A 26,023-nucleotide genomic window follows, 5' to 3' on the forward strand; every position below is an offset into this window, starting at 1 on the left:
AAAACCCTACAAATCACACGGCCAGGTAAAAAACTGGCGGCAGCATAGCGGCTAAAGCTTATGTCCATTTATATGAATAAAATCTAACGTTATAACCAGGGCCATTTTTTTCCATGCGTCAGACGCATCGAGTGCCCGCCGCCCTTGCATCCGCCACATGCCCATCCAGCCCTCCCTGAACCGCCGGTGACATACACCGCAACCTGCGCATCCGGTATTCTGCTGGGCGCTCGCCGGGGCAAGCGATCCTGAGCTCACTCAGGTCCCGCCCCTTTCGTTTTCCAAGGAAGGCCCATGACACCCGACTCGACCCTCTACCAGATCGAGCAACAGCGCATCCGTTTCAGACGCCTGAACCTGCACCAGCAAGCCCCCGGACCCAGCACGCCGCAGCGTGGCAACTGGGGCCTGGCGTTGTCCGGGGGCGGCATCCGCAGCGCCACCTTCTGCCTCGGCGTTCTGCAAGCCATGGCCCGGGCGCCGGCACCGGCGACGGCCTCCACGGCCCCACTCCAGCCCGCGCCTGAAACCGCCACCGAGCACAGTCTGCTGTCACGCATCGACTACCTGTCCACGGTCAGTGGCGGCGGCTATATCGGCAGCTTCTTCTCCAGCCTGTTCCTTCCCGGACGCCTGCGTGAGCCCGATCCCCAGGACCCGGTGGGCCAGGCCGCCCGCGATGCCTACCAGGCGCTGCGCTTCGAGCCGCCGGGACGTATCAGCACCGGCGTCGACTACGCCCAGCAGCCCGTGGGCCAGGGCCCGGGTGCCTGGCTGCGGGAAAACGGCCGCTACCTGACGCCCACCGGCTCCGGCGACATGCTCTATGCCCTGGCCATGACCTGGCGCAACTGGCTGTCGCTGCACGCCATGATCGGCATGCCGATCCTGTTGATGCTCAGCCTGCTGACCCTGTTCCAGGTGCTGAGTCAGGCCAGCCTGCTGCTGTGGCCGCTGATGGCCGCCCTGCTGTTCGCCCTGCCTTGCGCCGTGGCGTACTGGCTGGTGATCCCCCAAGGCGATCTGGACCAGCCGCCAAACCTTGGCAACCCGGCCTTGCGCTTCATGCTGGCGATCGTCACCGGCCTGTGGATCGGCGGCGCCCTGGCCTATGACGTGGCCCAATGGCAGGTGGTGGGCACCCTGGCCCTTGGGGCCGCCCTGGTCGGCAGCAACGCGCTGCTGATCACCCACCGGCTGGTCCGCCGGCTGGCGGATCACCGAGACCCGGCCAAGGACAGCACCTGCAACAACTGCGTGCGCAACTACCGGGTGCAGATCACCCGCGCCCTGGGGCGAGCCATGGCGGCAGTGGCCATTCTGGCTTTCCTGGCCCTGCTGGTGACCGCTGCCGAAGCCTTGTATCGCTACCTGCTGGACTATCAGGCCCTGGCCACGCCCCTGCTGCTGGCGCTGCTGATGTGGCTGGTGCGCCGCCTGGTGCTGCTCAAGGATGAAAAGCCGCTGCCCGGCTGGATGCGCAAATTGCCCCTGGATGTCCTGGCGCTGGTTGCCGGATGCCTGCTGATGAGCCTGCTGTGCCTGTGCTGGGCGTTGCTGGTGCAATGGGTCGCCCATGACGCTGGCGCCATCAGCTACAGCGCTGCCGCTGCCTGGCGCCTGCTGGCCCTGAGCCTGGTGACCGCCTTGCTGGTCTGCGTCAGCGGGCGCTTCATCGGCTTTCTCAACACCTCGTCGCTCCAGGCCTTCTACAGCGCCCGGCTGACCCGCGCCTACCTCGGCGCGTCCAATGGCCGGCGCTTCAACGGCCCGCCACAGCAGCGCCGCACCTACCTCAGCGTGGCCGAGCCGATGTCCAGCGACGACCTGTCGCTGCAGCAGTACTACGCCACCCCCAGTGCCGGGCCGGTGCACCTGATCAACGTCACCATGAACCTGACGGTGGACCCCGCCGAGCAACTGGTGCAGCGCGACCGCAAGGGCAAGCCTTTGTGCATCGCGCCGAACTGGGCCCCCTCAACCGAAGGCAGCGACGCCAGCGACGGTCCGGCGGAACGCTACACCCTCGATGGCAAGCCCTACCGCCGTGACCTGAGCCAGGGCCCGGCCTCGGAAATCATGAGCCCCCTGAGCCTGGGCCAGTGGATCGGCGTCTCCGGCGCCGCCTTCAGCACCGGCCTGGGGCGAGCCAACAGCCTGGGCATGTCGCTGATCCTGGGGCTGGCCAACATACGCCTGGGCATCTGGTGGCCCAGCCACTTCCTCGATCCCGGGCAACAGCACTGGAAGCCCCGTGACCTGAAGCCCTGGACCTACTTCGGCACCCAGGCCTACCTGTTCTATGAGCTGACCTCGCGGTTTCATGGACATCGACGCGACTACCAGTACCTGTCCGACGGCGGGCATTTCGAGAACACCGCCACCTACGAGTTGCTGCGTGAGGGGCGCGGGGTGGAACTGATCGTCACCTGCGACAGCGGCTGCGACCCGGATTACCAGTTCGACGACCTGGCCAATCTGGTGCGCCTGGCGCGCATCGACCAGGCCCTGGAGATCCGCGAAGACCCGGGGGTACTGGCCCATCCCCAACTCAAGGGGCTGTTCGGCAGTCTGGAAGAGTTTCGCCAGCCACCGAGCGCCGACAGTCACAAGTGCGCCTTGCTGCTGAACGTCTACGCCCATAGCCCCGACACCCAGGCGGACATCGCGGCCACGCCCCACTGCCGGATCCTGGTGCTCAAGCCGCGGCTGATCGCCGGGCTGACACCGGACGTCGTCAACTACGCCCGGGCCAACCCGGGCTTTCCCAACCAGAGCACGGTGGATCAGTTCTTCGACGAGGCGCAGTTCGAGAGTTATCGCCAGCTGGGGCTGCATATCGGCCAGCAGCTGTTTGGCCGCAGTGGCCAGTCCAACGAAATGGCCGAGGCCTTGTGGCGCTACCTGGATGATCCGCAGCCTTGAGGAAGGGCCAGCGGATCAACCTGAACCTCAGCGCGGCTGGTGCACCTTGACCGCTTCCAGCCACTGCGCCTCCAGGCGCTCCTGCTGCGGGTCGATGCCCTGCTCGGCCAGCAACGCCAGATGGCGCTCCACTTCACCCAGCATCTGTCCGTGGGCACTGGAGTTGGCGTCCAGCTGATGCATCTGGGTCAACCCCAGGTGATAGAAACGCAGCAGCTTGAGGGCCGCCGGATCGCCCGCCGCCACCCCGGCGGTGACATGATGCATGACATTGGTCACCCGCATCAGGCTGCGCTTGAGGCGCCAGCCATAGACCGCCGAGGCCATCCACGGCTGGGTCCAGAACACCGTGCGCAACAGCACGGCGCTGATCACCAGCCCGGTGAACACGCCGCCGGCATTCCACACCAGGTTATCGCCGCCGGGCTGGCCGAACACCGCCACCGCAGCGCTGGAAAACAGCATGGCCAGGGCGATGAACACCAGGGCGATGATCAGGGTGCTGCGGCGGGTTTGCCGGCGATAGAGTTCAGGGTCCTGCGGGGTGATGACGAACATGGGGGCGATGGGCTCCGGAAGCAGTAGGGAATTGAGCAGGCGGGCATTATCACCGCTGGGACCGGGAGCGGTGGCTTAAATCGTCGGCGCAGGGCAGAAATACTGCATAACCCTGATCCAGGTCGCGGTATTGCGCCCTCCCCCGCCTCAACGCCGACGCCCACGTAATGAACGCCCCAGACGGCGCCAGCCCAGCACCACACCGCTGACGCTGATCAGCAAGCCTGCGGCGCTGAACAGGATCATCCACAGGTCCCACAAGGGGCGGTTGGCCAGCAGCGGCAGCCAGTCCCAGCTGTGCAGCAGGCCGAACAGCCAGCGCGAGGCGCGGCGCGGCTGGTCCAGTTGCCCGACGATGGCGCCGGTGTGCAGGTCCAGGTGCAGCCAGGTCTGGGCCGGGTCGTCGAAGCGCACCCGCAGCACCGGCAGGCGCTGCTGCAAGTGGCCCATCATGCTGTGGGGCTCGCGGGCGTAGTAATAGAAATCGTAGGCAGCCAATTGCTGGACAACCATCGGCCGCTCGGGGCGAATGGCCCAGGCCGCCTGGCGCAAGGTGTCGGGGTTGAACTGGCGCAGCACCTGCTGATCGTCCATGGCCAGAATCCGCGTGCGTCCGGCACCGTCGTAGCCGATCACATAACCCTTGCCGCCGATCATCCGCCACTCCAGCTCCCGGGCCTGCAGGCCGTCATCGGCAAAGCGCTGCAGGGCCTGGGCCGCGCTCAGGGGAAAGGCCGCAGCGTGCAGCGGTGCGCCTTGATAGGCCGCCACCGACAGGGGCTGGGAGCTGCTGAAGATTTTCCACGGGTTCATCGACATCAGGCCGCTGAAGATCCAGGTAATCAGCAGCACGCCGAACAGCATGCCGCCCACATGATGCCAGCGGGCAAAGCCCTGGTACGGCGAGTGCGAACCATTGCGATAGGTGCGTTTGAAGCGCCAGCGCAGCACGCCCACCGCCAGGCCGAGCACGGCCATCAGGGTCGCGGCCAGGGACAGGTAAGTGACGATCGGCCCCCAGGCGCCATCGATGCCGATGCCCCGCAGCGGGTACAGCCAGTGCAGCCAGGCACCGATCCAGTTCCAGCCACGCTCGGTGGCAGTGGCATCGCGCACCACCTCGCCCGTCGTGCCGGAGACATACAGCAGACGTCGTTCGGCATCGGCGGTGGCCACCCGCAGCAAGGGTCGGTCGGCGTCCAGGGCCCGGGATTGACTCCACATGTCGCCATTCACTGTCCCGCGATCACGCACCGCCACACCGGGGGCAAACTGCCGGGCCGCGGCCAGGGCCTCGACCCGGTCAGTGGGCAGCGCTTGCAGGCCGCTATCGGCCTCGATCGCTACCTTGCGCGGTCCTGGGTATTCGAGGATATAGCGCGGGGCGCCGGCCACCGTGGTCAAGCGAATGCTTGACGGCGCCAGTTCGGGATCGGCAGCGTGCAGCACCTGCTTCAGGTCAATGGGTGCATCGCCCAGTTGCAACACAGGCAAGCGTGACCAGTGTTCGGCGGGGGTCAGTTTGGGGTAGCCGACATACAGCATCACCACCCCGGAGATAAACCACAGGGCCATGAACAGGCAGGCAACGATGCCCAGCCAGCGGTGCCAGAGGTACAGGTAACGCTTCATCACAGGCTGCTCGCAAATGCGCGGGGCGCCATCGGGCGCCCCGCTGTCTCAGGTTAAAAGCGCGTTTGCAGCGCCAGCTCGAAGGTCCGCGGCGCCCCCAGGTACAGCTGGGTTTGCCCCGTGGTACGGGCGTAGACCTGATCGGTCAGGTTGCGCACCCGGCCGGTGATCCGCGTATCGGCATTGAGCTGGTAGCCGACAAAGGCGCCGAAGATCGTGTAGGCCGGCGCATAGCGGGTGTTGGCCGCATTGGCATACATCGACGACACGTAGCGCGCATCGCCGCCCACCTGCCAGGACGGGGCAATGTCGTAGCTCAGCCACAGGTTGCCTACCTTGTCCGGGGTATTGGTGGGGCTGTTGCCCTTGCGCGACACCGGCCGGCCGCCGACGTTTTCATAGAACTCGTCGTACTGGGCGTCGACATAAGCGAAGTTGCCTTCGGCCAACAGCTTGGGCGTGACCCGCAACGAGCCCGCCAGCTCCACCCCGCGGGACGATTGCTGGCCCACCGGCTGGCTGCTGCCGGGGTTGCTCGGATCGGCGGTGGACAGGTTCTTGCGTTCGATGCGGTAGGCGGCCAGGGTCGCCGAGCCGCGGCCGTCGAGGAAATCGAACTTGCTGCCGATCTCCCACTGATTGCCGGTACTGAGGTCGAAGTCGCGCACCTGACCGTAGCTGGCGGTGGTCAGGATGCCTGCCGGTGGATCGGCAGCGGTGCTGTATTGCACGTAGACGTTGGCCGCCGGGGTCAACTCATAGACCAGCCCCAGGCGCCCGGTGGTGGGCCGGTATTTACGCTGGAAGAACGCCGGATTGGCCTCGGTGACGGCGCGGTAATTGGTCACTTGCAGGTCGATCTGATCGTGGCGCAGGCCGCTGAGCAGGGACAGGCGATCGGTCAGTTGCAGGCGGTTTTCCAGGAACAGGGCCCAGGTATCCACCTGGTTGCGGCGGTTCTTCTCGAAGCCGCGCTGCATGCCCGGCAGGTCCCAGAAGCTGCCCGGATCGAAAGCGTCCGGATCGACCCCAGGCAGCGAGCCCGACACCGAGCGCGGGTAGTTGCTCATCACGTTGTGGCTGTAATCGATACCCGCCGACCACTGGCTGTCGAGGCCGAACAGACTGTTGTGATGCAGCAGTTCGAAACGGTTGCCGTTGAGTTCCTGGGCGTGGCGCTGGAGCAGGATGCCAGAGCGCACCACCTGGCTGTTGTCACTGTTATAGGCGTAGTTTTCCAGGTTGCGGTATTCGCGATCGGCGTTGTAGTGGTACAGGGTGTTGCGCACGGAAGTGCGGTCATTGACCTGATAGTCGATGATCGAACGCAGCCATTGCACCCGCTGTTCATAACGACCATCGCTGACGTTGTAGTTCTCGAAGCGCCGGCTCTTGTCCACCTCCATCTTGCCCCCCAGCGGGCTCAACGCCGGCGTGCCCCAGTAAGGGCTGTCGACGCTTTCGTTCTGGTACTCGTAGGCCAGGGTGTGGGACAGCTGGTCGTTGAAATCCGTCAACAGGGAAAACGCCGTGGTCCAGGCATCGCGCTGCTCGCGGTCGACATAACCGTTGCTGGTGGTGTGGCTGACATCGAAACGCGCGTAGTGGCGCGGCCCGGCGCCGTCGTTCAGCGCATGGTTGAAACCCAAGGAGGTTTCTCGGCTGTCGAAGGAGCCATAGCTGACCCGCCCTTCATTGAACGACTCGGTGCGCGAAGGCAGCTTGGTGATGTAGTTGATGGAACCGCCCACCGCGCCAGTGCCATAGAGAAAGCTCGACGGCCCGCCGACCGCCTCGACCCGGTCGTAGATCCAGCTGTCCACGGGACGGGCGGCGATGGAGTCGTACTGCACGCTGATGCCGTTGAACAACTGAGTGATCTGCGGCCCGGAGAAACCGCGATAGGAAACGAAACCCGGAATGCCCGGCGATGACGCCGCGTTCATCCCCGGCACGCTGGCCAGTATGTCCTGGGTGTTGGCGGCGCCGCGCTGCTCAATCTGCTGGCGGTTGACCACATTGACCGACGCCGGGGTTTCCCGCGGGGTCAGGCCCAGGCGCGAGCCGGTGGTGGTCTGGGTATCCAGTTGCAGACCAGTGGCTTGCACTTCATCGGCGCTGATGCGCGTCTGCGGCAATTGCAGCGTGCCCTCGGCCAGGGCATTGAACGACAGGGCACAGCACAGCGCCGCACAACTGGGGGAGCGATACAGGAACTTCATGGACTCGGACTCGAAAAAAATCATCAAACACCCCGGCTGCCGTCGCCATCGCGACCGCAGACTTAAGTACCGGGAGATGAAAAGCACGCGACGCCAGGGCAATCGCGAAGCAGCGCTAGGCGCTCAGTGGGGGAGCCCGAGGATTGAGTGACGGCCAGGAGTAACGCGGCGGCGCCTTGCTGCCCCGCTCGACCTTGACCCGCGCCGAGTGCCGTACCAGCAGCAGCCAGACCAGACAGAACAGCAGCCCCAGGCCCAGGCTCACCGCCGAGCACAGGGGGCAGACAAAAGCCCCCATGGTGCTGGGGCCAGTCTTGTCGCTGGAGCTGTCATCCAGAGTCGATGCAGATTCGCCCAGGGCGTGACAGAACTGCCCACCCACGCCGGTGATTTCCAGTGCAGCCATCTGTCCATGACCCAGACCGCAGACGAACACGTTGAACAGCACGCAGAAATACAGCGTCCAGGCAATGTGAGGGCGATGTGCGGAAGAATGGGTCATGGCGGCAAGGTTAACAGTGAAAAACGCACTGGAAAATCACCTATGCATGGCGAGCAAAACTCATGGGCCCGCCTGCGGTGAGGTTGTGGCGAGCTTTATAGCCGACTCGCGAAGAGCGAAGGATCGGACCAGAACTAAAGTCGCCAGGTGAGCCCGTGCCTGGGCGGAACAATGCTGCCCATGCCCATGATGGCTTTTAGCCTTGATGCGCAAGAAGTTGCGCACTCGAATGTGAGTAAGCCTGTGGGCACATCGCTGTAAGCATGACGCTCAGGGCTCTACAGAGGAGTGCGCAAGAAGTTGCGCAGTACTGCGCAACTTCTTGCGCACTTTCTATAGGAATTCAGGCTGGAAACAGCCTGTTGAACCTTGGATTTCCATCAAGTGATTGATTGGCAAGGGGTATTGGCAAGTTGGCATGAGTCTTGAGATGTCCCAGGAGCCCGGCCGGCCATTCAGGCCTCCGGGTTTTCCGTATATCCAAGCAAGGAGAGCAACAATGGCAACCCCAGCGTACATGTCCGTCACCGGTACCAAACAAGGTCTGATCACCGCCGGTGCCTTCACCGCTGACTCCGTTGGCAACACCTACCAGGAAGGTCACGAAGATCAAGTCATGGTCCAGGGCTTCAGCCATGAAGTGATCATCCCCCGCGATCCGCAGTCCGGTCAGCCCACCGGCCAGCGGGTACACAAACCGGTGAAGATCACCAAGGTCTTCGACAAGGCTTCACCGCTGCTGCTCGCGGCCCTGACCTCCGGTGAGCGTCTGAGCAAGATCGAAATCCAGTGGTTCCGCACCTCCGCCGCCGGCACCCAGGAGCATTACTTCACCACCACCCTGGAAGACGCGATCATCGTCGACATCAAGGACTACATGCACAACTGCCAGGACCCGTCGAACGCGCACTTCACCCACCTGGAGGACGTCGAGTTCACCTACCGCAAGATCACCTGGACCCATGAAGTGTCCGGTACTTCGGGCTCCGATGACTGGCGTACCCCGGTCGCCGGCTAAACCCAGCGGCACCTTGCCACCCCATCGGTCAGCCGCACCGACCGATGGGCTTTGCGCTCCCAGGCACGCCTGAGGAGGCACACCGGTCATCCGTTGGATAGGACGAGTCTCGGGAAAACCGAGCACCGACTGCACACTCCCTGATCGCTCGTGCTGTCAGGGGGGATGAGCACTTCACGAAGTGGAGATGTGTGTCATGCGTCAAAGGGATTTGCAGTTCACGTTTTCCGTGCTGACCGCACAGGTAGCGTTCGAGGTCGTCGAGTTCACCCTGGAAGAAGCCTTGTCCGAGCCTTTTCGCCTGACGCTCGAACTGGCCAGCGACAACGGTGCCATCGATTTTGGCCAGATCCTCGACCAGCCGGCCTTGCTGACGATCTGGCAAGGCGGCCTGCAGGTGCGGCATGTGCATGGCTTGGTCAGCAGCTTCACCCAGGGTAAAACCGGCTTTCGCCGCACCCGTTACCGCCTGCTGGTGGAGCCGCAACTGGCCCGCCTGGCCCTGAGCTCCGACTGGCGTATTTTTCAGCAGAAGACGGTGCCCGAGATCCTCAAGTCGGTGTTGGACGAGCACGGCGTTCTTGATTACCAGCCCTACATCCACACCCCGCATGCGCCGCGTGAATACTGCGTCCAGGCCGGAGACACCGACCTCTATCTGTTCGACCGCCTGTCCACCGAGGAAGGCCTGTTCTATTTCTTCAAGCACGATGCCAACGCCCACACCCTGGTCCAGGGTGACAAGTTGTACGTCCAGGAGCGCATCCCGGGCGGGCCGTTGCTTTACAGCACCCAGCCGGCCGGGGATGCCCCGCAACCGGTGCTGTACGCCTTCAGCTACACGGAAAACGTGCGTACCGCCGAGCAGACGCAGCGTGACTACAGCTTCAAGCGCCCGGCCTTCGACCAGCAGCAGCGCATGCTCGGCGATGACCTTGAGCATCAGGCCCAGCACTATGAGCGCTACGATTACCCGGGCCGCTACAAGAGCAGCACCGTCGGCCAACCCTTCACCCAAAACAGCCTGCTGGGCCATCGTCGCGATGCCCGGGTGGCGACGGTGGAAGGGGATGATCCGCGGCTGATTCCGGGGTTTTCCTTCCAACTGACCGGGTACCCGCGGGGCGACTTCAACCGCTGGTGGCGCTCGGTGCGCATCATCCACAAAGGGATACAGCACGCCAGCCAGCAAGAAGAGGCTGCCGGTGCCGAGATGGGCGTGAGTTACGACTTCAGCGCCCAGATCATTGCCGAGGACTGCGAGTGGCGCCCGAGGCCACTGCCCAAGCCGGTCATTGACGGGCCGCAGATAGCCACGGTGGTGGGCCCGGAAGGCGAGGAGATCCACACTGATGAATATGGCCGGGTAAAAATTCAGTTCCCTTGGGACCGCGAGGGCAAGCACAACGGCTTCAGCTCCTGCTGGGTGCGGGTCTCGCAGAACTGGGCGGGGGCGCAGTGGGGCCATATGGCAATCCCGCGTATTGGCCAGGAAGTCATAGTCGATTATCTGGATGGCGACTGTGACCAGCCGATCATTACCGGACGCACCTACAGGGCCAGCCATAGGCCGCCCTACCGCCTGCCGGATCACAAGACGCTCAACACCCTCAAGAGCAAGGAACACAAGGGCAGCCGGGCCAACGAACTGCGCATCGATGACACCACCCAGCAAATCAGTGCGGCCTTGATGAGCGACCACGGCAGCAGCGCCTTGCACCTGGGGTACCTGACCCATCCCCGGCCTGAAGGTGGCGCACCCCGTGGCGAAGGCTTTGAACTGCGCACCGACGAGCACGGCGCCTTGCGCGCGGCCAAAGGGCTGCTGCTCAGCACCGAAGCGCAACTGCAGGCCAATGCCGGGCAACTGCAGCGTGGCGTGGCCATCCAGGTGCTGGAAGCCGCGCTGCAACTGGCCAAGGGGCTGGGCGACTATGCGCAAGACCATCAAGGCGTCGGACACGACACCCAACCACAGCAAACCCTCAGCGAAGCGGTGCGCGACCTGGGGCATGGCGCCAACGACGAGTCGCAGCAGAGCAACGGCGGCAACCCGGCCATCGCCCTGAGTGGCCAGGCGGGCATCGCCGCGGTGTCTCCCCAGAGCGTCACCCTGGCGGCGGGCGAGCATATCGACAGCGTCGCCCAGCAGAATCAGCAGCTCACCTCGGGGCAGAAGTTTGTAGTCAATGCCGGCACCGACCTGGGCCTGTTCGCCCAGAGCGGCGAGATGCGCCACATCACCCACCAGGGGCCGATGTTGCTGCAGGCGCAACAGAACAGCATTCGCCTGGAAGCGGATCAGAGCGTGGAAGTCAGCGCGGGCCAGCAGCACGTGCTGGTGTCTGCCAAGGAACACATCACCCTGATGTGCGGCGGGGCCTACCTGACGCTCAAGGGCGGCAATATCGAGCTGGGCATGCCGGGGAATTTTACGGTCAAGGCGGCCAAGCACTCCTCTATCGGTCCCGCACATGCCTCGACCACGTTCAACTCATGGGAATCGACCCCATTCAATGACGCCTATGTGCTGCGCGATGAAATCACCCTTGACCCCCTGGCCAACACCACCGTGGAACTGCGGCGCGGCGACGGAGGAGTCACCACCCTCACGACTGATGGACAAGGCCGGCTGCCCAGGCAGCAGGACCTGGCCATGGATCAAGTCCAGATGCGCATTCTGGCCAAGGGAAGTAGTCCCAACGACGACAGGGAGTCCACTGCATGAGTAGCCAAGTAGCCGATAACACTGAGGACGTCATCATTCCTCGCTCGCGCGACAATCTGGGGCGACCGGTCTACAAGACCCAACTGACCCGCACCGAGGACCAGCGTGAAAAAGTCCTGCTGGCGAGGCAGGCCGCGCCGATTCCGGTGATCTTCATTCCAGGCATCATGGGCAGCAACCTGCGTAACAAGGAGGACCAGAGCAAGGTCTGGAGTCCACCGAATGCCAGTTTTTGGCCCACTGATATCTTCCCCGCTCTCGCAGCCTTGGCTGTCTGGTGGGGCCGCGGCCCCAAGGATCGACAGATACTGCTAATGCCGGAAAACGTCGAGGTGGATGATCGAGGCTCGATTGATACGTGCTCATCCGGCCTGAGCAAAGAGGCAGCGCGCATTCGTGGCTGGGGGACGGTGATGCGCAGCGCCTACAACCCGTTCATGGCCCTGATGGAGGGCCGCTTGGACAACATCGTCAGCCGACAACAGATCCAGCAATGGTGGAGCGATGAAAGCCTGCATGAACCCGCAGCCTATGGCGAAGAACTGGGGCAGGCGACGCCCATCAGCGAAGATGAACTGCAACAGGCGGGCAAGTATCAATTCGACGTCTGGTGCGCCGGTTACAACTGGCTGCAATCCAACCGGCAGTCCGCCCTGGATGTACGTGACTACATCGAGAACACCGTCCTCGCCCACTACCGCGAACACGCAAGCGTCAGCCCTGAGCAGGCGGATCAGATGAAGGTCATCCTGGTCACCCACTCAATGGGTGGGCTGGTTGCACGCTCCCTGACCCAATTGCACGGTTACAAACGAGTGCTTGGCGTGGTCCACGGCGTGCAACCGTCAATCGGTTCATCGGCCATCTACCACCACATGCGCTGCGGCTATGAAGGTATTGCCAGCATCATCCTTGGCTACAACGCAGGCGAAGTGACCGCAGTGGTGGCCAATGCCCCAGGGGCGCTGGAACTGACGCCTAGCAACGAGTATCGGGAAGGTCGCCCCTGGTTGTTCCTGTGCGATGCCCAGGGGCAGGTCATCAAGGATATGGAGGGGAAACCCAGGGCCTATCCGCAGAACCAGGACCCCTACGAGGAAATCTATAAGAGCACCGCCTGGTATGGGTTGGTGCCGGAGCAGAACACTCAGTATTTGGATATGTCGGATGAGACTAGTACCAATACTGAAAAAAGCCCTCGACATGAATTCAGAAAGCGGATTGATGCGGTTGCTGTGTTCCATCGTGAACTAACTGCAGCAAGCTACCACCCTGAAACCTATGCCCACTATGCGGCAGATGATGATCGTCACAGCTGGCGAAACATGATTTGGCAAGGCGACCCCACCCCTCTGGAAGCGCCAGGCTCCGCGCTCAAGGATGACGAGACTGGCAGCTACAGCAGTTGGTTTCGCCGTGGCTTGCCAGCCATTGTGCCAACGCTCGAAAACTGGACAAACAAAGAGGAGGACCAGTCTGGCAGTGGTGGCGACGGCACGGTGCCAACCGACTCCGGTCAGGCCCACAAGAAGGCGGGTATCAAGGCCAGCTTCCGCCAGGGCAGCAAAGGCGCGGGACAGTACAACACCGAAAAGGGCTACGAACACCAAGAAAGCTACAACGACAAACGAGCCCAATGGGCCGCGCTTTATGGCGTGATCAAGATCGCTCAGTTGGCTGACTGGCACCCTGACGACAAGGGGGGCTTATGACGCTCATTCGTAGCTTGTTTACCGTTCTTGGCCTGGTCGCTTTAACCAGTGTGACCAGCTGTACTTCGTTCTCATCTTCTCGGAGCCCCACCATGGATAAAAGTGGATGGATCACCTACTGCTACGGACGCTTTCTGATCGATCTGCCGCCACAGGCAAAGATCAATGCCGGATATAACTTATGGGGAATAAAAATTAAGGGGCTTGAAGATACTCCCACCTCCTTAGCGGCCAAGATCGATCAGCGCGAGATTGAGCTGAAGAATCAAAAACATAAAAAGATACAGAGCAGCATGTTTCTTCGCCGAGTAGATCTTGGCGAAGGAGCTACAGGGCTACTCTCTTGGAGCTCAGATGCCAGCACAGAAATGTATCGGTTAGATACTTACTTAGTGTCTAAACCAGAAGGGCGGACATACTACCGAAAAGGAGAAATATCAGTTGATAGAGAGCGACGCGGCATTGAAATCGCTACCTCTTTGGCTCGCAACCTACGCTCTCGTGCCCCCAACGAAATCCCCGCCGAACCAGGATTCTGTATCGACCGTGCCTACATCGCGGGTGACAGCTTTCAAAGTGAAGGCTTCGGAATTGGCGTGACCTTCCCGGAACACCCGAGAACCTTTTTGGCATTCAGATCCAGCACTGGAGCCGAACGTGATCGGTTACTGGATCGAGTAAGTGGCTTTCTGATGGGTGCGGCAAAGATGGTTGCAGGCATCGAGACCCTGCGCAAAAGAGAGCGTGGCGGTTCCATTCCCGCCGATGAGTACCTGCTGGCAGGTAGCGCAAAGGGCCAGCGCACCTACACCTTCCTCTGGGAAGCTCAGGGCAAGGACGAGTCGATCAACGAGCCCCATCTCAAGGTAGAACTGAGCGTGGAGGAAGCTGATGACGATGACGATGGCAAGCCACCGGCTCCCGCTTTCAAGTCCGATAAAGCAGCACTGGAACTGTGGGACGCCATCATCGATTCGATTCGCCTGCGCCCGGTATCGGCTACTGGACGCGACAACCATGCTGGCACGCCCTCCCCGCCTAAAAGTCCGCAACAGATGGCCAACAGCCCAGCGGTAGATGATGACTACGCCCTGGGAGAGTTCCTCGCTGAGCTGAAGCCTAAAGATAACTGGATGGATGATTTGTGAGTTTCTCAAGGAAGAGAGAAATGTTGCAGGTGCTAGAGCGACGGAGCCTTGAACGCAAGGGTTGCACACCAAAAGCGCTACCACAGCACACTCGCCAATGGGCTGCATTATCTGACGTGATCAAGATCACTCAACTGGCTGACTGCCAGCTGGATGCCAAGGAGGGTTTATGAAGCGCACTCATTGCCTACTAACGACCCTTGGTCTTATCGCCATGACTAGCGTTATCAGCTGCGCATCGATTTTTTCTTCTCGGAGCCCGGCCATGGACAAGAGTGGATGGATCACTCATTGCTACGGACGTTTTTTGATTGATTTACCGCCCCAGGCAAAGGTCAAAGCAGGGTATGGCCTATGGGGCAGCAGCATCAAAGCGCTCGACGATACTGCAGCAACCTTGGCTACCAGAATTGATCAACGGGAGAAGGAGCTAAAAGGGCAACAGCATGATACGAAGGGCAGCATGTTTCTTCGTCGGCTAGATCTTGGTGGAGGCTCATCTGGATTGTTGTCCTGGGCTTCCGACGCCAGCATAGAGACTTATTACTTGAGTACCTACGTTCTTTCTAAACCGACATGGCAACCATATTCTTGGAGAGTTGAAATGTCTCCAGACAGAGAACTTCGCGGCATTGAAATCGCTACCTCTCTGGCCCGCAACCTACGCTCTCGCGCCCCCAACGAAATCCCCACCGAACCAGGATTCTGTATCGACCGGGCTTATATCGCGGGTGATAGCTATCAAAGTGAAGACTTCGGAATTGGCGTGACCTTCCCGGAACACCCGAGAACCTTTTTGGCATTCAGATCCAGCACCGGAGCCGAACGTGATCGGTTACTGGATCGAGTGAGTGGCTTTTTGATGGGCGCGCTGAAGATGGTTGCAGGCATCGAGACCCTGCGCAAAAGAGAGCGTGGCGGTGCCATTCCCGCCGATGAGTACCTGCTGGCAGGTAGCGCAAAGGGGCAACGTACCTACACCTTCCTCTGGGAAGCCCAAGGCAAGGACGAGTCGATCAACGAGCCCCATCTCAAGGTAGAACTGAGCGTGGAGGAAGCTGATGACGATGACGATGGCAAGCCACCGGCTCCCGCTTTCAAGTCCGATAAAGCCGCACTGGAACTGTGGGATGCCATCATCGATTCGATTCGCCTGCGTCGGGTATCGACGCCTTAAAGCGATGGCAATGACCGGATGCTCAAGGCTGCAATACTGCAGAAGCAGCCTTGAGCAAAGACCCTGAAAGGGCTGGCCTTAGCAGCGAAATCCTAAGCCGGCGTTACCGCAGCAACGGGTATGTCTCCCCATCCGTGTCGCCACTTCGCCGACGGCCACCACACTCTAAGTTCAAGAAGACCAGGGACTCAGGCTTTACGAGCTCGGCTCGTCCGAGCATGAGCAGACACCTCGCGGGCTAGCGTCCAGCAACGCCTCCACCACCGCCCGGGCCATCTCCACGGAATGCACCATGGACCAGATCAGCCCGCGCTCGATGCCGCTGCCCTGCTGGGTGATTTCATCGCAGACCTCCTCGGCGCATTTGAGCAACAACGACACATGCACCAACGCCTCTTCAGCACTGACGCCTGGGCGCACGCTGAACAGCGAATCGGCAGAAACAGGTTTGGCTTGGGTGTTGCGCTGGAACAGCGCGGGGTCCTGCGGTTGTCGAGCCAGAGCCACGCGCAAGGTGGCGTTGGCGGCCTTGAGTTCGGGATCGCGATAGGACGTGGGGGGATCGGGGACGAGCTTTTTCATGGTCTAACTCCTTGCAGATAAAAGGAGCCAACACCGTTCGCTTGCACACGAATAAGGTGGCAGCCGTACGCAGGTGTGCAAGACCGAGTCTGCAAGGACACCCGGCAGATCCGAAGATCTCCCACGCACGGCCGCCATAACGCAGCGGACATGAAAACGACCAATCAGTGCTGATCGTTTGTGCGCCTTTGCAGAGTTCGGACTTGCACATCCGAGCCATCGATTTGGCGATGGCTCCGGCACCCTAGCCCGCCCATCAGGCGCATTCAAGCGGCCGGCAGTTTCTCGGATTTGCCTTACAAAAGAAAGCGAATGGGCGTAGTTCCAACCAGCTTTCAGCACTCTCTGAAACAGCCACGGCTCAGTGGTGAGGGTGTTTGTTCCCACGGATTGGTTTGTCAGCGACCAGGCCGAAAACAGTCCTGTCGCCCTGTTTTCGTATCTGCGATGTGCCTGATATACCGCGCCGACTGGCCGGGCGATGCTCGCCCGTTCGCAGCCTTCGGCAGCTCCTACAAGGGAAGGTGCCCCCCATTCCCGCTCCAGGCCGGCCGCAAGGCCGCCGTCTGGCTCTTGATTTTGATCTTGATCTGAACGCCCCGTTAACCACGATGGCCGAACGCAGGCATTGAGCCGTGGGTAACCCGGCAGGACGCCGGGTTAGCCGCCACCCGGCCATGGATGGCCGGTGGCGGCGGCCCACGGATCAATGCCGGAGTGAGGGCATGCCGAGCCTAGGCGAGGCACCGAGTGGAGGGGCAGAGCGTTTTGCTTACTTTTGCGCTCTTCAAAAGTGAGCCGCTGTAAGAGCGGAACCAATATCCGCCGCACCCGCAGCAACGGATATGCCCACCAACAAGACCGCACCCTCAGGTTCCACGACCACTACGCGCCCGAGCGGGATCAAGCTCCCTAGCCACGTCAAGCCACCCAGCAGCAATGCATGATCACCCGCCTATGTGCCCCAACGCACAGACACCCTCCCCCACTCCCGCCACCGTCAAGGTTGCAGCTTTTTGCCTGAAACGTTCGTCGCGACGGTGCATCGATTTGACCGCACGCCCCGCTCCCGGCCCTCCCTCGCACCCCGTGCCGAGGGACGGCTCTGTTATGCCAAGGAAAACATGGACAGTCATTGGACCCACACATTCCTGAGGTTCTGCCGTCTGCCCGCCGCCAGATACGGCCAATGGAAGGCCTCGCGCAACAGCGTCGAATACGAAGCGCCGCTGCGCTCGGAATTGTTCAGCAGTGAACAGATGGCCAGCCACGGCACCCTGCTGGCGCACCAGCACCGCCTGAGCCACAGCCGCAACCCCGACTGGCTGCTGGCACGCCTGTCGGACAACGCCAGCGCCCTGGCCAGTTGCTGCAAAAGCCTGACCGCCGCCACCGGCAGCTCGCCCCGGGCCACCCCCGCCGCCGAATGGCTGCTGGACAACTACTACCTGCTGGAAGAACAGATCCGCATCACCCGCACTCACCTGCCCCGGGGCTACAGCCGGCAATTGCCGCGCCTGGCCAACGGCCAGTCGGCGGGTCTGCCACGGGTCTACGACATCGCCCTGGAAACCATTTCCCACGGCGACGGCCGGGTCGACAGCGAAAGCCTGGGGCGTTTCGTCGACAGCTACCAAAGCGTCACCCCGCTCAAGCTCGGCGAGCTGTGGGCGATTCCGATCATGCTGCGCCTGGCCTTGATCGAGAACCTGCGGCGCGTGGCCTTCCGAGTCATGGCCAACTGGAGCGAGCGCAATCTGGCCAACGACTGGGCCGACCGCCTGATGGAAACCGCCGAGCAGGACGCCAAGAGCGTGGTGCTGGCGGTGGCCGACATGGCGCGCTCGGCACCGCCCATGAGTGCCGCCTTCGTCGCCGAACTGGCGCGGCGCCTGCAGGGCCAGAACGCCGCCCTGGTGCTGCCCCTGGCCTGGATCGAGCAACTGCTGGGGGAAACCGGGCTGAACATCGAGCGCCTGGTACAGCTCGACGCCCAACAGCAAGCCGCCGATCAGGTGTCCATCAGCAACAGTATTTCCAGCCTGCGCCTGCTCTCGGCCAGCAACTGGCGCGAGTTCGTCGAGCTGATGAGCCGGGTCGAACAGGTGCTTCAGGACGACCCGGCCCAGGTCTACCGGCGCATGGATTTCGCCACCCGCGACCATTACCGGCATGTGCTCGAACGCCTGGCCCGCCACTGCCCCCTGAGTGAAGAACAGGTGGCCCGCCAGTGCATCGAACTGGCCCGGGCCCACTACTGCGCCGAGGCCCCGGAAGCCGTGGCCGGCCATGTCGGGCATTACCTGATCGGCGCCGGACGCCGCACCCTGGAACAACAGATCGGCGCCCGAGTCCCCCTGGCCGAACGCGGCCGGCGCCTGCTGACCCAGGCGCCCCTAGGCTTTTTCCTGGGGCCCGTGATGCTGCTCTCGGCGCTGTTCGCCTGGCCGTTTCTCGATGCCCTGTATCAGGAAGCCAGCCCCGGCCATTACTGGCTGGCACTGTGGGCGGTGCCGGCGTTGCTGCTGGCCAGCCGCCTGGCCATTGGCCTGATCAACGGCCTGGTGACCCTGACCGTGGCCCCGGGCATTCTGCCGCGCCTGGACTACAGCGAAGGCATTGCGCCCCGGGCCCGGACCCTGGTGGCGGTGCCCTGCCTGTTCGGCAACGCGGCGGATGTCGAAGAGCTGGTGGAAGGCCTGGAAGTGCGCTTTCTGGCCAACCGCGATGCCCAGCTGTACTTCGCCCTGCTCAGCGACTTTCTCGACGCCCCCAGCGAAACCCAGGACGGCGACACCGCCCTGCTGGCGCTGGCCCGACAAGGCATTGAGGCACTGAACCTGAAGTACCCCGAAGAGGCGGTGGATCGCTTCTACCTGCTGCACCGGCCACGGCTGTGGAACGCCGCCGAACATTGCTGGATGGGCCACGAGCGCAAGCGCGGCAAGCTCGAAGACCTCAACGCCCTGCTGCGCGGCCGTGGCCAGGAACGCTTCTCGCTGATCGTCGGCGATATCCAGGCCCTGCCCGAGATCACCTATGTCATCACCCTGGACAGCGACACCCAACTGCCCCGGGACGTGGCCCAGCAATGCGTGGGTGCCATGGACCACCCGCTGAACCACCCACAGACCGACCCGCTCAGCGGGCGCATCGTCAGCGGCTACGGGATTCTCCAGCCGCGGGTCGGCATCAGCCTGTCGAGCACCGCGCGCAGCGCCTATTCCCGGCTGTTCGCCAGCGATGCCGGGATCGATCCCTATACCCGCGCGGTGTCGGACGTCTATCAGGACCTGTTCCAGGAAGGCTCCTTCGTCGGCAAGGGCATCTATGCCCTGGACACCTTCGAGCAGACCCTGGGCGGGCGCTTTGCCGACAACCGGATTCTCAGCCACGACCTGATCGAGGGCTGCTACGCCCGCTCCGGGCTGCTCAGTGATGTGCAGCTGTTCGAGGAATACCCGGCGCGCTACAGCGCCGACGTCAAGCGCCGCCAGCGCTGGATTCGCGGCGACTGGCAACTGCTGCCCTGGCTCCTGCCCTGGTCGCCCAAGGCCGCCGGCGGCCTGGAAAGCAATCGCCTGAGCCCGCTGGCACGCTGGAAAATCCTCGACAACCTGCGCCGCAGCCTCGAACCCCTGGCCTTGCTGAGCATGCTGCTGTGGGGCTGGCTGGGCTCCACCCAGCCCCTGGCCTGGACCCTGGCGGTGCTGATTGTGCTGCTGGTGCTGCCCCTGTCCGCCGCCTTGCGCGAGCTGGTGCACAACACCCCGGAAGTGCCGTTGCTGCAACAACTGACCGCTGCCCTGGGCAGCGCCGGCCAGCACCTGTCCCGGGCCCTGCTGCCCCTGGCCTGGCTGCCCTATGAGGTCGCCTACAGCCTGGACGCCATGGCCCGCGCGTTGTGGCGCATGGGCATCAGCAAAGCTCATCGCCTGCAGTGGCAACCGTCCCGGGAAGCCGAGCGCGGCCCGGATGACAACCTGCTGCAGCTGTACCGGCGGATGTGGATCGGCCCGTTGCTGGCCCTGCTGCTGACAGGGCTGCTGTGGCCGCGGCCGCAACTGCTGATGGCCGCGCCCTTGCTCCTGGCCTGGCTGGCCGGCCCGGCCCTGGCCTGGTGGCTCAGCCGCCCGGCAAGCCAGGTGGCGTTCGAGCCTTCCAGCGGCCAACGGCGTTTCCTGCAGAGCCTGGCCCGCCGCACCTGGGGCTTTTTCGACCAGTACGTCGGCCCCGATGACAACTGGCTGGCTCCGGACAATCTGCAGGAACAGCCCCAGCAGCGCATCGCCCATCGCACCTCGCCGACCAACCTCGGGCTGGCCCTGCTGGCCCATCTGGCGGCCCACGACTTCGGCTACCTGAGCAGCCGCCGACTGATGCAACGCCTGGAGCAGATGCTGGCCAGCATGGGCCGGCTGGAACGCTATCGCGGGCACTTCTACAACTGGTACGACACCCAGAGCCTGCAACCCTTGCCGCCGCGCTATGTGTCCACCGTGGACAGCGGCAACCTGGTAGGCATGCTGCTGACCCTGCGCCCCGGCCTGCAGGCCCTGGTGGATAGCCCTCCGGCGCTGCTGCAGATCGCCAACGGCCTGCTGGACAGCCTCGATGTGTTCCAGGACGCCCTCACGGCGGCCGACCAGGACACCGCCCCAGTGCTGCGCTGGCGCCTGGAAACCCGCGCCGTGCATGAGCACCTGAGCCTGCATGCCGATGTGGCTCCGGATGCCTTGCTGGGGCTGCTGCAACGGATTGCCGACAGCGTCGAGCAGGCGCAGGCCGGCACAACGGACGATGTGGACTTCTGGCGCCAGGCACTGGCCGCGCAATGCCGTGACCTGCATGACGAACTGCAATGGCGCTGCCTGCCGCCCATGGCCGATGGCCGCCGCTTCGGCACCCTGAGCTGGCGCCAGTTGGCCCAGTTGGACGCCGGGTATTGGTTGCCGATGCACCATGAGCGGATCGCCGCCGTGCAGGAGCTGGCCCTGGAGCGCATCAGTTGCCTCAGTCGATTGCTGGAAGCGGTAGCCAGCATGGCGCAGATGGGCTTCGGCTTTCTCTACGACACCCGTCGTCACTTGCTGGTGATCGGCTACAACGCCGATGAACACCGCCTGGATGCCGGTTACTACGACCTCTTGGCCTCGGAAGTGCGCCTGACCCACTTTGTCGCCATCGCCCAGGGACAGTTGCCCCAGGAAAGCTGGTTCGCCCTGGGCCGCTTGCTCACCAGCAGCGCCGGCACCCCGGTGCTGCTGTCCTGGACCGGTTCGATGTTCGAATACCTGATGCCGATGCTGGTGATGCCCAGCTACCAGGGCACCCTGCTGGACCAGACCTGCCGCGCCGCGGTGGCCCTGCAGATCGAGCACGGCCAGCAACTGGGCCTGCCCTGGGGCGTGTCCGAGTCGGGCTACAACACCCTCGACAGTCAGTTCAACTACCAGTACCGGGCGTTCGGCGTGCCGGGCCTGGGGCTCAAGCGTGGCCTCGGCGCGGAACGGGTGGTGGCGCCCTACGCCAGTGTCCTGGCGCTGATGGTGGCGCCCCAGGCCGCCTGCCAGAACCTGCAGCGCCTGGCACAGCTGGGGCTGGGTGGACGCTTCGGCCTCTATGAAGCCGTGGACTACACCGAGTCGCGCCTGCCCCGGGGCCAGGACCATGCCGTGGTGCAGTCGTTCATGGCTCACCACCAGGGCATGAGCCTGCTGGCCCTGGCCTGGTTGCTGCTGGATCAACCCATGCAACGGCGCTTCGAATCCGATCCGCAGTTCCAGGCCATCGCCCTGCTGCTGCAGGAACGGGTGCCGAAAACCGCCGCCCAGTACCTGCACGCCGCCGGTGCTCCGGAAGCCGACGAAGCGGCCCGGGCCCATGAAAACAAACTGCGGGTATTCGCCGACCCGGACCGCAAGCGCCCGGCCGTGCAACTGCTGTCCAACGGTCACTACCACCTGATGCTCAGCAGTGCCGGTGGTGGCTACAGCCGCTGCAACGAACTGGCGGTGACCCGCTGGCACGAAGACCCGACCCGCGATCACTGGGGGCAGTTCTGCTACCTGCGGGACGTGGCCAGCAGCGACTTCTGGTCCGCGGCCTACCAGCCAACCCGCCGCCGCCCAGAGCATTTCGAGGCGATCTTCACCGATGCCCGGGCCGAATTCCGGGTACGTGAACGGGACTTCGACAGCCACCTGGAAATCGTCGTGTCCCCCGAGGACCCCATCGAACTGCGCCGCCTGCACCTGTGCAACCGGGCCCGGGGGCGCCGCAGCATCGAGCTCACCAGCTACGCCGAGGTGGTCCTGGCCCCGGCCCAGAGCGATGCGGCCCACCCGGCCTTCAGCAACCTGTTCATCGAAACCGAACTGCTGCCCAGCCTGCAGGCTATCGTCTGCAGCCGCCGGCCACGGGCCCAGGAGCAGCCAGTGCCGTGGCTGTGCCACCTGCTGGCGGCCCACGGCGTGGACATCGACGCCATCTCCTATGAAACCGATCGCGCACGCTTTATCGGCCGCGGCCGGGATCTGGCCTCGCCCCTGGCCCTGGACCCGCAGGTCGAACGACTCTCGGGCAGCGCCGGACCGGTGCTCGACCCGATCGTGGCGATCCGCTGCCGGATCACCCTCGACCCCGGCCAGAGCGCCACCATCGACCTGGTGACCGGGGTCGCCGAGAGCCGCGAACACTGCCTGCAACTGATCCACAAATACCGTGACCGGCACCTGGCGGACCGGGTCTTCGACCTGGCCTGGACCCACAGCCAGGTGCTGTTGCGCCAGCTCAACGCCTCACTGGCCGAAGCCCGGCTGTTCCAACAGATGGCCGCCTCGCTGCTCTATGCCAACGCCAGCCTGCGGGCCGACAGCAGCCTGCTGCTGGCCAACCGCCGCAGCCAGTCCGGGCTCTGGGGCCAGGGCATTTCCGGGGACCTGCCGATCGTCCTTTTGCAAGTGGGCGATCTGGCCAACATCACCCTGGTGCAGCAACTGATCAAGGCCCACGCCTATTGGCGGCAGAAAGGCCTGGCGGTGGACCTGGTGATCTGGAACGAGGATCAGGTCGGCTACCGCCAGCAGCTCCAGGACCTGATCATGGGCCTGGTGACCTCCGGCAGCGAAGCCAGCCTGATCGACCGTCCCGGGGGCATCTTCGTGCGTCCGGCCCAGCAATTGTCGGGCGAAGACCGGGTGCTGATGCTGGCGGTGGCGCGCCTGGTGATCAGCGACAGCCGCGGCAGCCTCGCCGAGCAGGTCCACCGGCGTCGCGCCGATCCGTCGCTGCCGCGCCTGGAAGCGCCCCTGGTGCGCCTGCCACAAACGGCCAGCAGTGCCCCGCCAGCCCCGCTGCCGGAACTGATCCTGGAAACGCCCTACGGCGGCTTCAGCAGCGACGGCCGCGAATACCTGATCACCCTCAACCCCGGGCAACCGACCCCGGCGCCCTGGGCCAATGTGCTCGCCAACCCGCTGTTCGGCACGGTGATATCGGAAAGCGGCGGCGCCTACAGCTGGCGCGAAAACGCCCACGAGTACCGCCTCAGCCCCTGGCACGACGACCCGGTCAGCGACCCCAGCGGCGAAGCCCTGTACCTGCGTGACGAAGACAGCGGCCAGGTCTGGTCGCCCACTCCCCAGCCCTGCCCCGGCAACGGCAGCTATCGCACCCGCCATGGCTTCGGCTACAGCGTGTTCGAACATGAGGAGAACGGCATCCACAGCGAGCTGACGATCTATGTGGCGCTGCAGGCGCCGATCAAGTTCTCGCGGTTGAAGATCCGCAACCGCAGCGGCCGGCCACGGCGCCTCACAGTGACCTGCTACGTGGAATGGGTGCTGGGGGAATTGCGCGGTCGCTCGGCCATGCATGTGGTCACTGAAAGCGATCCGGTCAGTGGCGCGCTGTTCGCCCGCAACCCCTACAACATGGAGTTTTCCGGGCATGTGGCGTTTCTCGACACCGACTCGGCGGTGCGCAGTTTCACCGGCGACCGCAGCGAGTTCATTGGCCGCAACGGCAGCCTCGCGGCGCCGGCCGCATTGACTCGGGGGCGCCTGTCCGGACGTTCCGGCGCCGGTTTCGATCCGTGCGCGGCGATGCAGGTGGCGCTGGAGCTGGCGGACGGCCAGAGCCAGGAAGTACTGTTCCGCCTGGGGGCCGAGGTGGACGCCAAGGCCGCAACCCGACGGGTCCTGCAATACCGCGGCACGCAGATGGCGCAGAGCGAACTGGCCGCCGTGCACCAGCACTGGCAGCACAGCCTGGGCACACTGCAGGTGCATACCCCGGACCCGGCCATCGATGTCATGGCCAACGGCTGGCTGATGTACCAGACCATCGCCTGCCGCTTCTGGGCGCGCAGCGGTTTCTACCAGTCCGGTGGCGCCATCGGTTTTCGCGACCAGTTGCAGGACAGCATGGCCATGATCCACGCCGAGCCGACCCTGGCCCGCGAGCACCTGCTGCTCTGCGCCGCCCACCAGTACCCCGAGGGCGACGTCCAGCACTGGTGGCACCCACCACAGAATCGCGGGGTGCGCACCGGCTGTTCCGATGACTTCCTCTGGCTGCCCCTGGCCACCAGCCGCTATGTGCAGATCACCGGCGACCGCAGTGTGCTGGAGGTTGAAGTGGGTTACCTGGAAGGTCGCCAGCTCAATCCCGGGGAAGAGTCCTACTACGACCTGCCCCAGGCCAGCGGACTGCGGGAAAGCCTCTACCGCCACTGCCAACGGGCCATCGAGCACGGCAGCCGGCGCGGCGTCCACGGCTTGCCGCTGATGGGCACCGGGGACTGGAATGACGGCATGAACCGGGTCGGCGAGCGGGGCCTGGGGGAAAGCGTGTGGCTGGGGTTCTTCAGCCACGAGGTGCTGCAGCGGTTCGCCGTCACCGCCGAACAGCACGACGATCCGGCCTTCGCCCAGGCCTGTCGCGAGCAGGCCCTGGCCTTGCGCACAGCCCTCGACAGCCAGGCCTGGGACGGGCAGTGGTATCGCCGGGCCTGGTTCGACGACGGCCAGATCCTGGGCTCCGCCGACAACCAGGAATGCCGCATCGACTCCATCGCCCAGAGCTGGTCGGTGCTCTCCGCTGCCGCCAGTGACGTCCGCCAGCATCAGGCCATGGAGTCCCTGGACCGGCATTTGGTGCGCCGCGACAGCGGCGTGGTGCTGCTGCTGGACCCGCCGTTCGCCCACAGCCCCCTGGACCCGGGCTACATCAAGGGCTATGTGCCCGGGGTGCGGGAGAACGGCGGCCAGTACACCCACGCGGCGATCTGGGCCAGCATGGCCTTCGCCCGTCTGGGGGACAGCGCCCGGGCCTGGGAGCTGCTGCACATGATCAACCCGGTGAGCCGACGCAGCGCCGAGCAGGTGGCCACCTACCGAGTCGAACCCTATGTGATGGCCGCCGACGTCTATGGCGTGGCGCCCCACACCGGACGCGGCGGCTGGAGCTGGTACACCGGCTCGGCGGGCTGGATGTACCGGCTGATCGTCGAGTCGTTGCTGGGGCTGCGCCGCGAAGGCGAGCAGCTGTACATCGAACCGGTGATCCCGGCCCACTGGCCGGGCTACAGCCTGGACTACCGGTTTGGCGCGACGGTCTACCACATCGAGGTGCAGCAGACTCCAGGCGCCAGCCTCAGCCTGAGCCTGGACGGACGCCCCCTGCCGGAGCTGGCCATCCCGCTGCTGGACGACGGCACCACACGCCGGGTGTTACTCACCTGGCCCGTCAGTGTCCCACCGCCGCAGACCGGGCATTCCCCGACAGCGGCCATCACCGAGTCGGCGCCATGACAGA

12 protein-coding genes are annotated in these 26,023 nt (G+C 63.9%); 7 read left to right on the forward strand and 5 right to left on the reverse strand.

Annotated features, from left to right (window positions below):
* Window positions 1-294: 294 nt before the first annotated feature.
* Window positions 295-2,925: a hypothetical protein gene (locus ACMGF8_RS25705; protein WP_416757671.1), complete on the forward strand. Its 2,631-nt coding sequence runs from the start codon at window positions 295-297 to the stop codon at window positions 2,923-2,925.
* Between the two features lie 27 nt (window positions 2,926-2,952).
* Here the strand turns inward: ACMGF8_RS25705 and ACMGF8_RS25710 are convergent, their stop codons facing one another.
* The 4 genes from ACMGF8_RS25710 to ACMGF8_RS25725 all read right to left on the reverse strand — a co-directional run bounded on the left by ACMGF8_RS25710 (window position 2,953) and on the right by ACMGF8_RS25725 (window position 7,839).
* Window positions 2,953-3,483 carry a DUF3087 domain-containing protein gene (locus ACMGF8_RS25710; RefSeq protein WP_102881875.1) on the reverse strand — a complete coding sequence of 177 codons (531 nt, stop codon included), beginning with the start codon at window positions 3,481-3,483 and terminating at the stop codon, window positions 2,953-2,955.
* A gap of 147 nt (window positions 3,484-3,630) precedes the next feature.
* Window positions 3,631-5,115 carry a PepSY-associated TM helix domain-containing protein gene (locus ACMGF8_RS25715; protein WP_115580552.1) on the reverse strand — a complete coding sequence of 495 codons (1,485 nt, stop codon included), beginning with the start codon at window positions 5,113-5,115 and terminating at the stop codon, window positions 3,631-3,633.
* A gap of 53 nt (window positions 5,116-5,168) precedes the next feature.
* The gene (locus ACMGF8_RS25720; protein WP_102864961.1) at window positions 5,169-7,337 is read right to left on the reverse strand and encodes a TonB-dependent receptor; all 2,169 of its coding nucleotides are present in this window, start codon (window positions 7,335-7,337) and stop codon (window positions 5,169-5,171) included.
* Between the two features lie 115 nt (window positions 7,338-7,452).
* Window positions 7,453-7,839 carry a DUF2946 domain-containing protein gene (locus tag ACMGF8_RS25725; RefSeq protein WP_416757674.1) on the reverse strand — a complete coding sequence of 129 codons (387 nt, stop codon included), beginning with the start codon at window positions 7,837-7,839 and terminating at the stop codon, window positions 7,453-7,455.
* A gap of 499 nt (window positions 7,840-8,338) precedes the next feature.
* Here ACMGF8_RS25725 and ACMGF8_RS25730 point away from each other — a divergent pair, with 499 nt between their 5' ends.
* From ACMGF8_RS25730 to ACMGF8_RS25750, 5 genes are all read left to right on the forward strand, one after another.
* The gene (locus tag ACMGF8_RS25730; RefSeq protein ID WP_025129830.1) at window positions 8,339-8,857 is read left to right on the forward strand and encodes an Hcp family type VI secretion system effector; all 519 of its coding nucleotides are present in this window, start codon (window positions 8,339-8,341) and stop codon (window positions 8,855-8,857) included.
* Between the two features lie 196 nt (window positions 8,858-9,053).
* Entirely contained in the window at window positions 9,054-11,585 is a 2,532-nt protein-coding gene (locus ACMGF8_RS25735) for a type VI secretion system Vgr family protein (RefSeq protein ID WP_416757677.1), read from the forward strand.
* On the forward strand, window positions 11,582-13,297 hold the full coding sequence (locus ACMGF8_RS25740; protein ID WP_305950115.1) for an esterase/lipase family protein: 1,716 nt from the start codon (window positions 11,582-11,584) through the stop codon (window positions 13,295-13,297). Before ACMGF8_RS25735 ends, ACMGF8_RS25740 begins: the two co-directional genes overlap by 4 nt.
* Window positions 13,294-14,445, forward strand: coding sequence for a T6SS immunity protein Tli4 family protein (locus tag ACMGF8_RS25745; RefSeq protein ID WP_416757679.1), 1,152 nt, complete (start codon window positions 13,294-13,296; stop codon window positions 14,443-14,445). The genes ACMGF8_RS25740 and ACMGF8_RS25745 overlap by 4 nt, the downstream gene beginning before the upstream one ends.
* A gap of 169 nt (window positions 14,446-14,614) precedes the next feature.
* Complete coding sequence (locus ACMGF8_RS25750) at window positions 14,615-15,622, forward strand: T6SS immunity protein Tli4 family protein (RefSeq protein WP_416757681.1); 1,008 nt, start codon at window positions 14,615-14,617, stop codon at window positions 15,620-15,622.
* A 195-nt stretch (window positions 15,623-15,817) separates the two neighbouring features.
* Here the strand turns inward: ACMGF8_RS25750 and ACMGF8_RS25755 are convergent, their stop codons facing one another.
* A complete protein-coding gene (locus ACMGF8_RS25755) occupies window positions 15,818-16,204 on the reverse strand; it encodes a DUF6124 family protein (protein ID WP_102861736.1) in 387 nt (128 codons plus the stop codon).
* Window positions 16,205-17,328: 1,124 nt separating this feature from the next.
* Here ACMGF8_RS25755 and ACMGF8_RS25760 point away from each other — a divergent pair.
* Entirely contained in the window at window positions 17,329-26,019 is an 8,691-nt protein-coding gene (locus tag ACMGF8_RS25760) for a GH36-type glycosyl hydrolase domain-containing protein (RefSeq protein ID WP_416757683.1), read from the forward strand.
* Window positions 26,020-26,023 lie beyond the last annotated feature (4 nt).

Source organism: Pseudomonas sp. BNK-7, from assembly GCF_048072025.1.
GTDB lineage: Bacteria > Pseudomonadota > Gammaproteobacteria > Pseudomonadales > Pseudomonadaceae > Aquipseudomonas > Aquipseudomonas danubii.

Bases quoted from the DNA above. Each gene is read 5' to 3' on its own strand.
- ACMGF8_RS25705 (WP_416757671.1), top strand. From the start codon at position 295: ATGACACCCGACTCGACCCTCTACCAGATCGAGCAACAGCGCATCCGT.
- ACMGF8_RS25710 (WP_102881875.1), bottom strand. From the start codon at position 3,483: ATGTTCGTCATCACCCCGCAGGACCCTGAACTCTATCGCCGGCAAACC.
- ACMGF8_RS25715 (WP_115580552.1), bottom strand. From the start codon at position 5,115: ATGAAGCGTTACCTGTACCTCTGGCACCGCTGGCTGGGCATCGTTGCC.
- ACMGF8_RS25720 (WP_102864961.1), bottom strand. From the start codon at position 7,337: ATGAAGTTCCTGTATCGCTCCCCCAGTTGTGCGGCGCTGTGCTGTGCC.
- ACMGF8_RS25725 (WP_416757674.1), bottom strand. From the start codon at position 7,839: ATGACCCATTCTTCCGCACATCGCCCTCACATTGCCTGGACGCTGTAT.
- ACMGF8_RS25730 (WP_025129830.1), top strand. From the start codon at position 8,339: ATGGCAACCCCAGCGTACATGTCCGTCACCGGTACCAAACAAGGTCTG.
- ACMGF8_RS25735 (WP_416757677.1), top strand. From the start codon at position 9,054: ATGCGTCAAAGGGATTTGCAGTTCACGTTTTCCGTGCTGACCGCACAG.
- ACMGF8_RS25740 (WP_305950115.1), top strand. From the start codon at position 11,582: ATGAGTAGCCAAGTAGCCGATAACACTGAGGACGTCATCATTCCTCGC.
- ACMGF8_RS25745 (WP_416757679.1), top strand. From the start codon at position 13,294: ATGACGCTCATTCGTAGCTTGTTTACCGTTCTTGGCCTGGTCGCTTTA.
- ACMGF8_RS25750 (WP_416757681.1), top strand. From the start codon at position 14,615: ATGAAGCGCACTCATTGCCTACTAACGACCCTTGGTCTTATCGCCATG.
- ACMGF8_RS25755 (WP_102861736.1), bottom strand. From the start codon at position 16,204: ATGAAAAAGCTCGTCCCCGATCCCCCCACGTCCTATCGCGATCCCGAA.
- ACMGF8_RS25760 (WP_416757683.1), top strand. From the start codon at position 17,329: ATGGACAGTCATTGGACCCACACATTCCTGAGGTTCTGCCGTCTGCCC.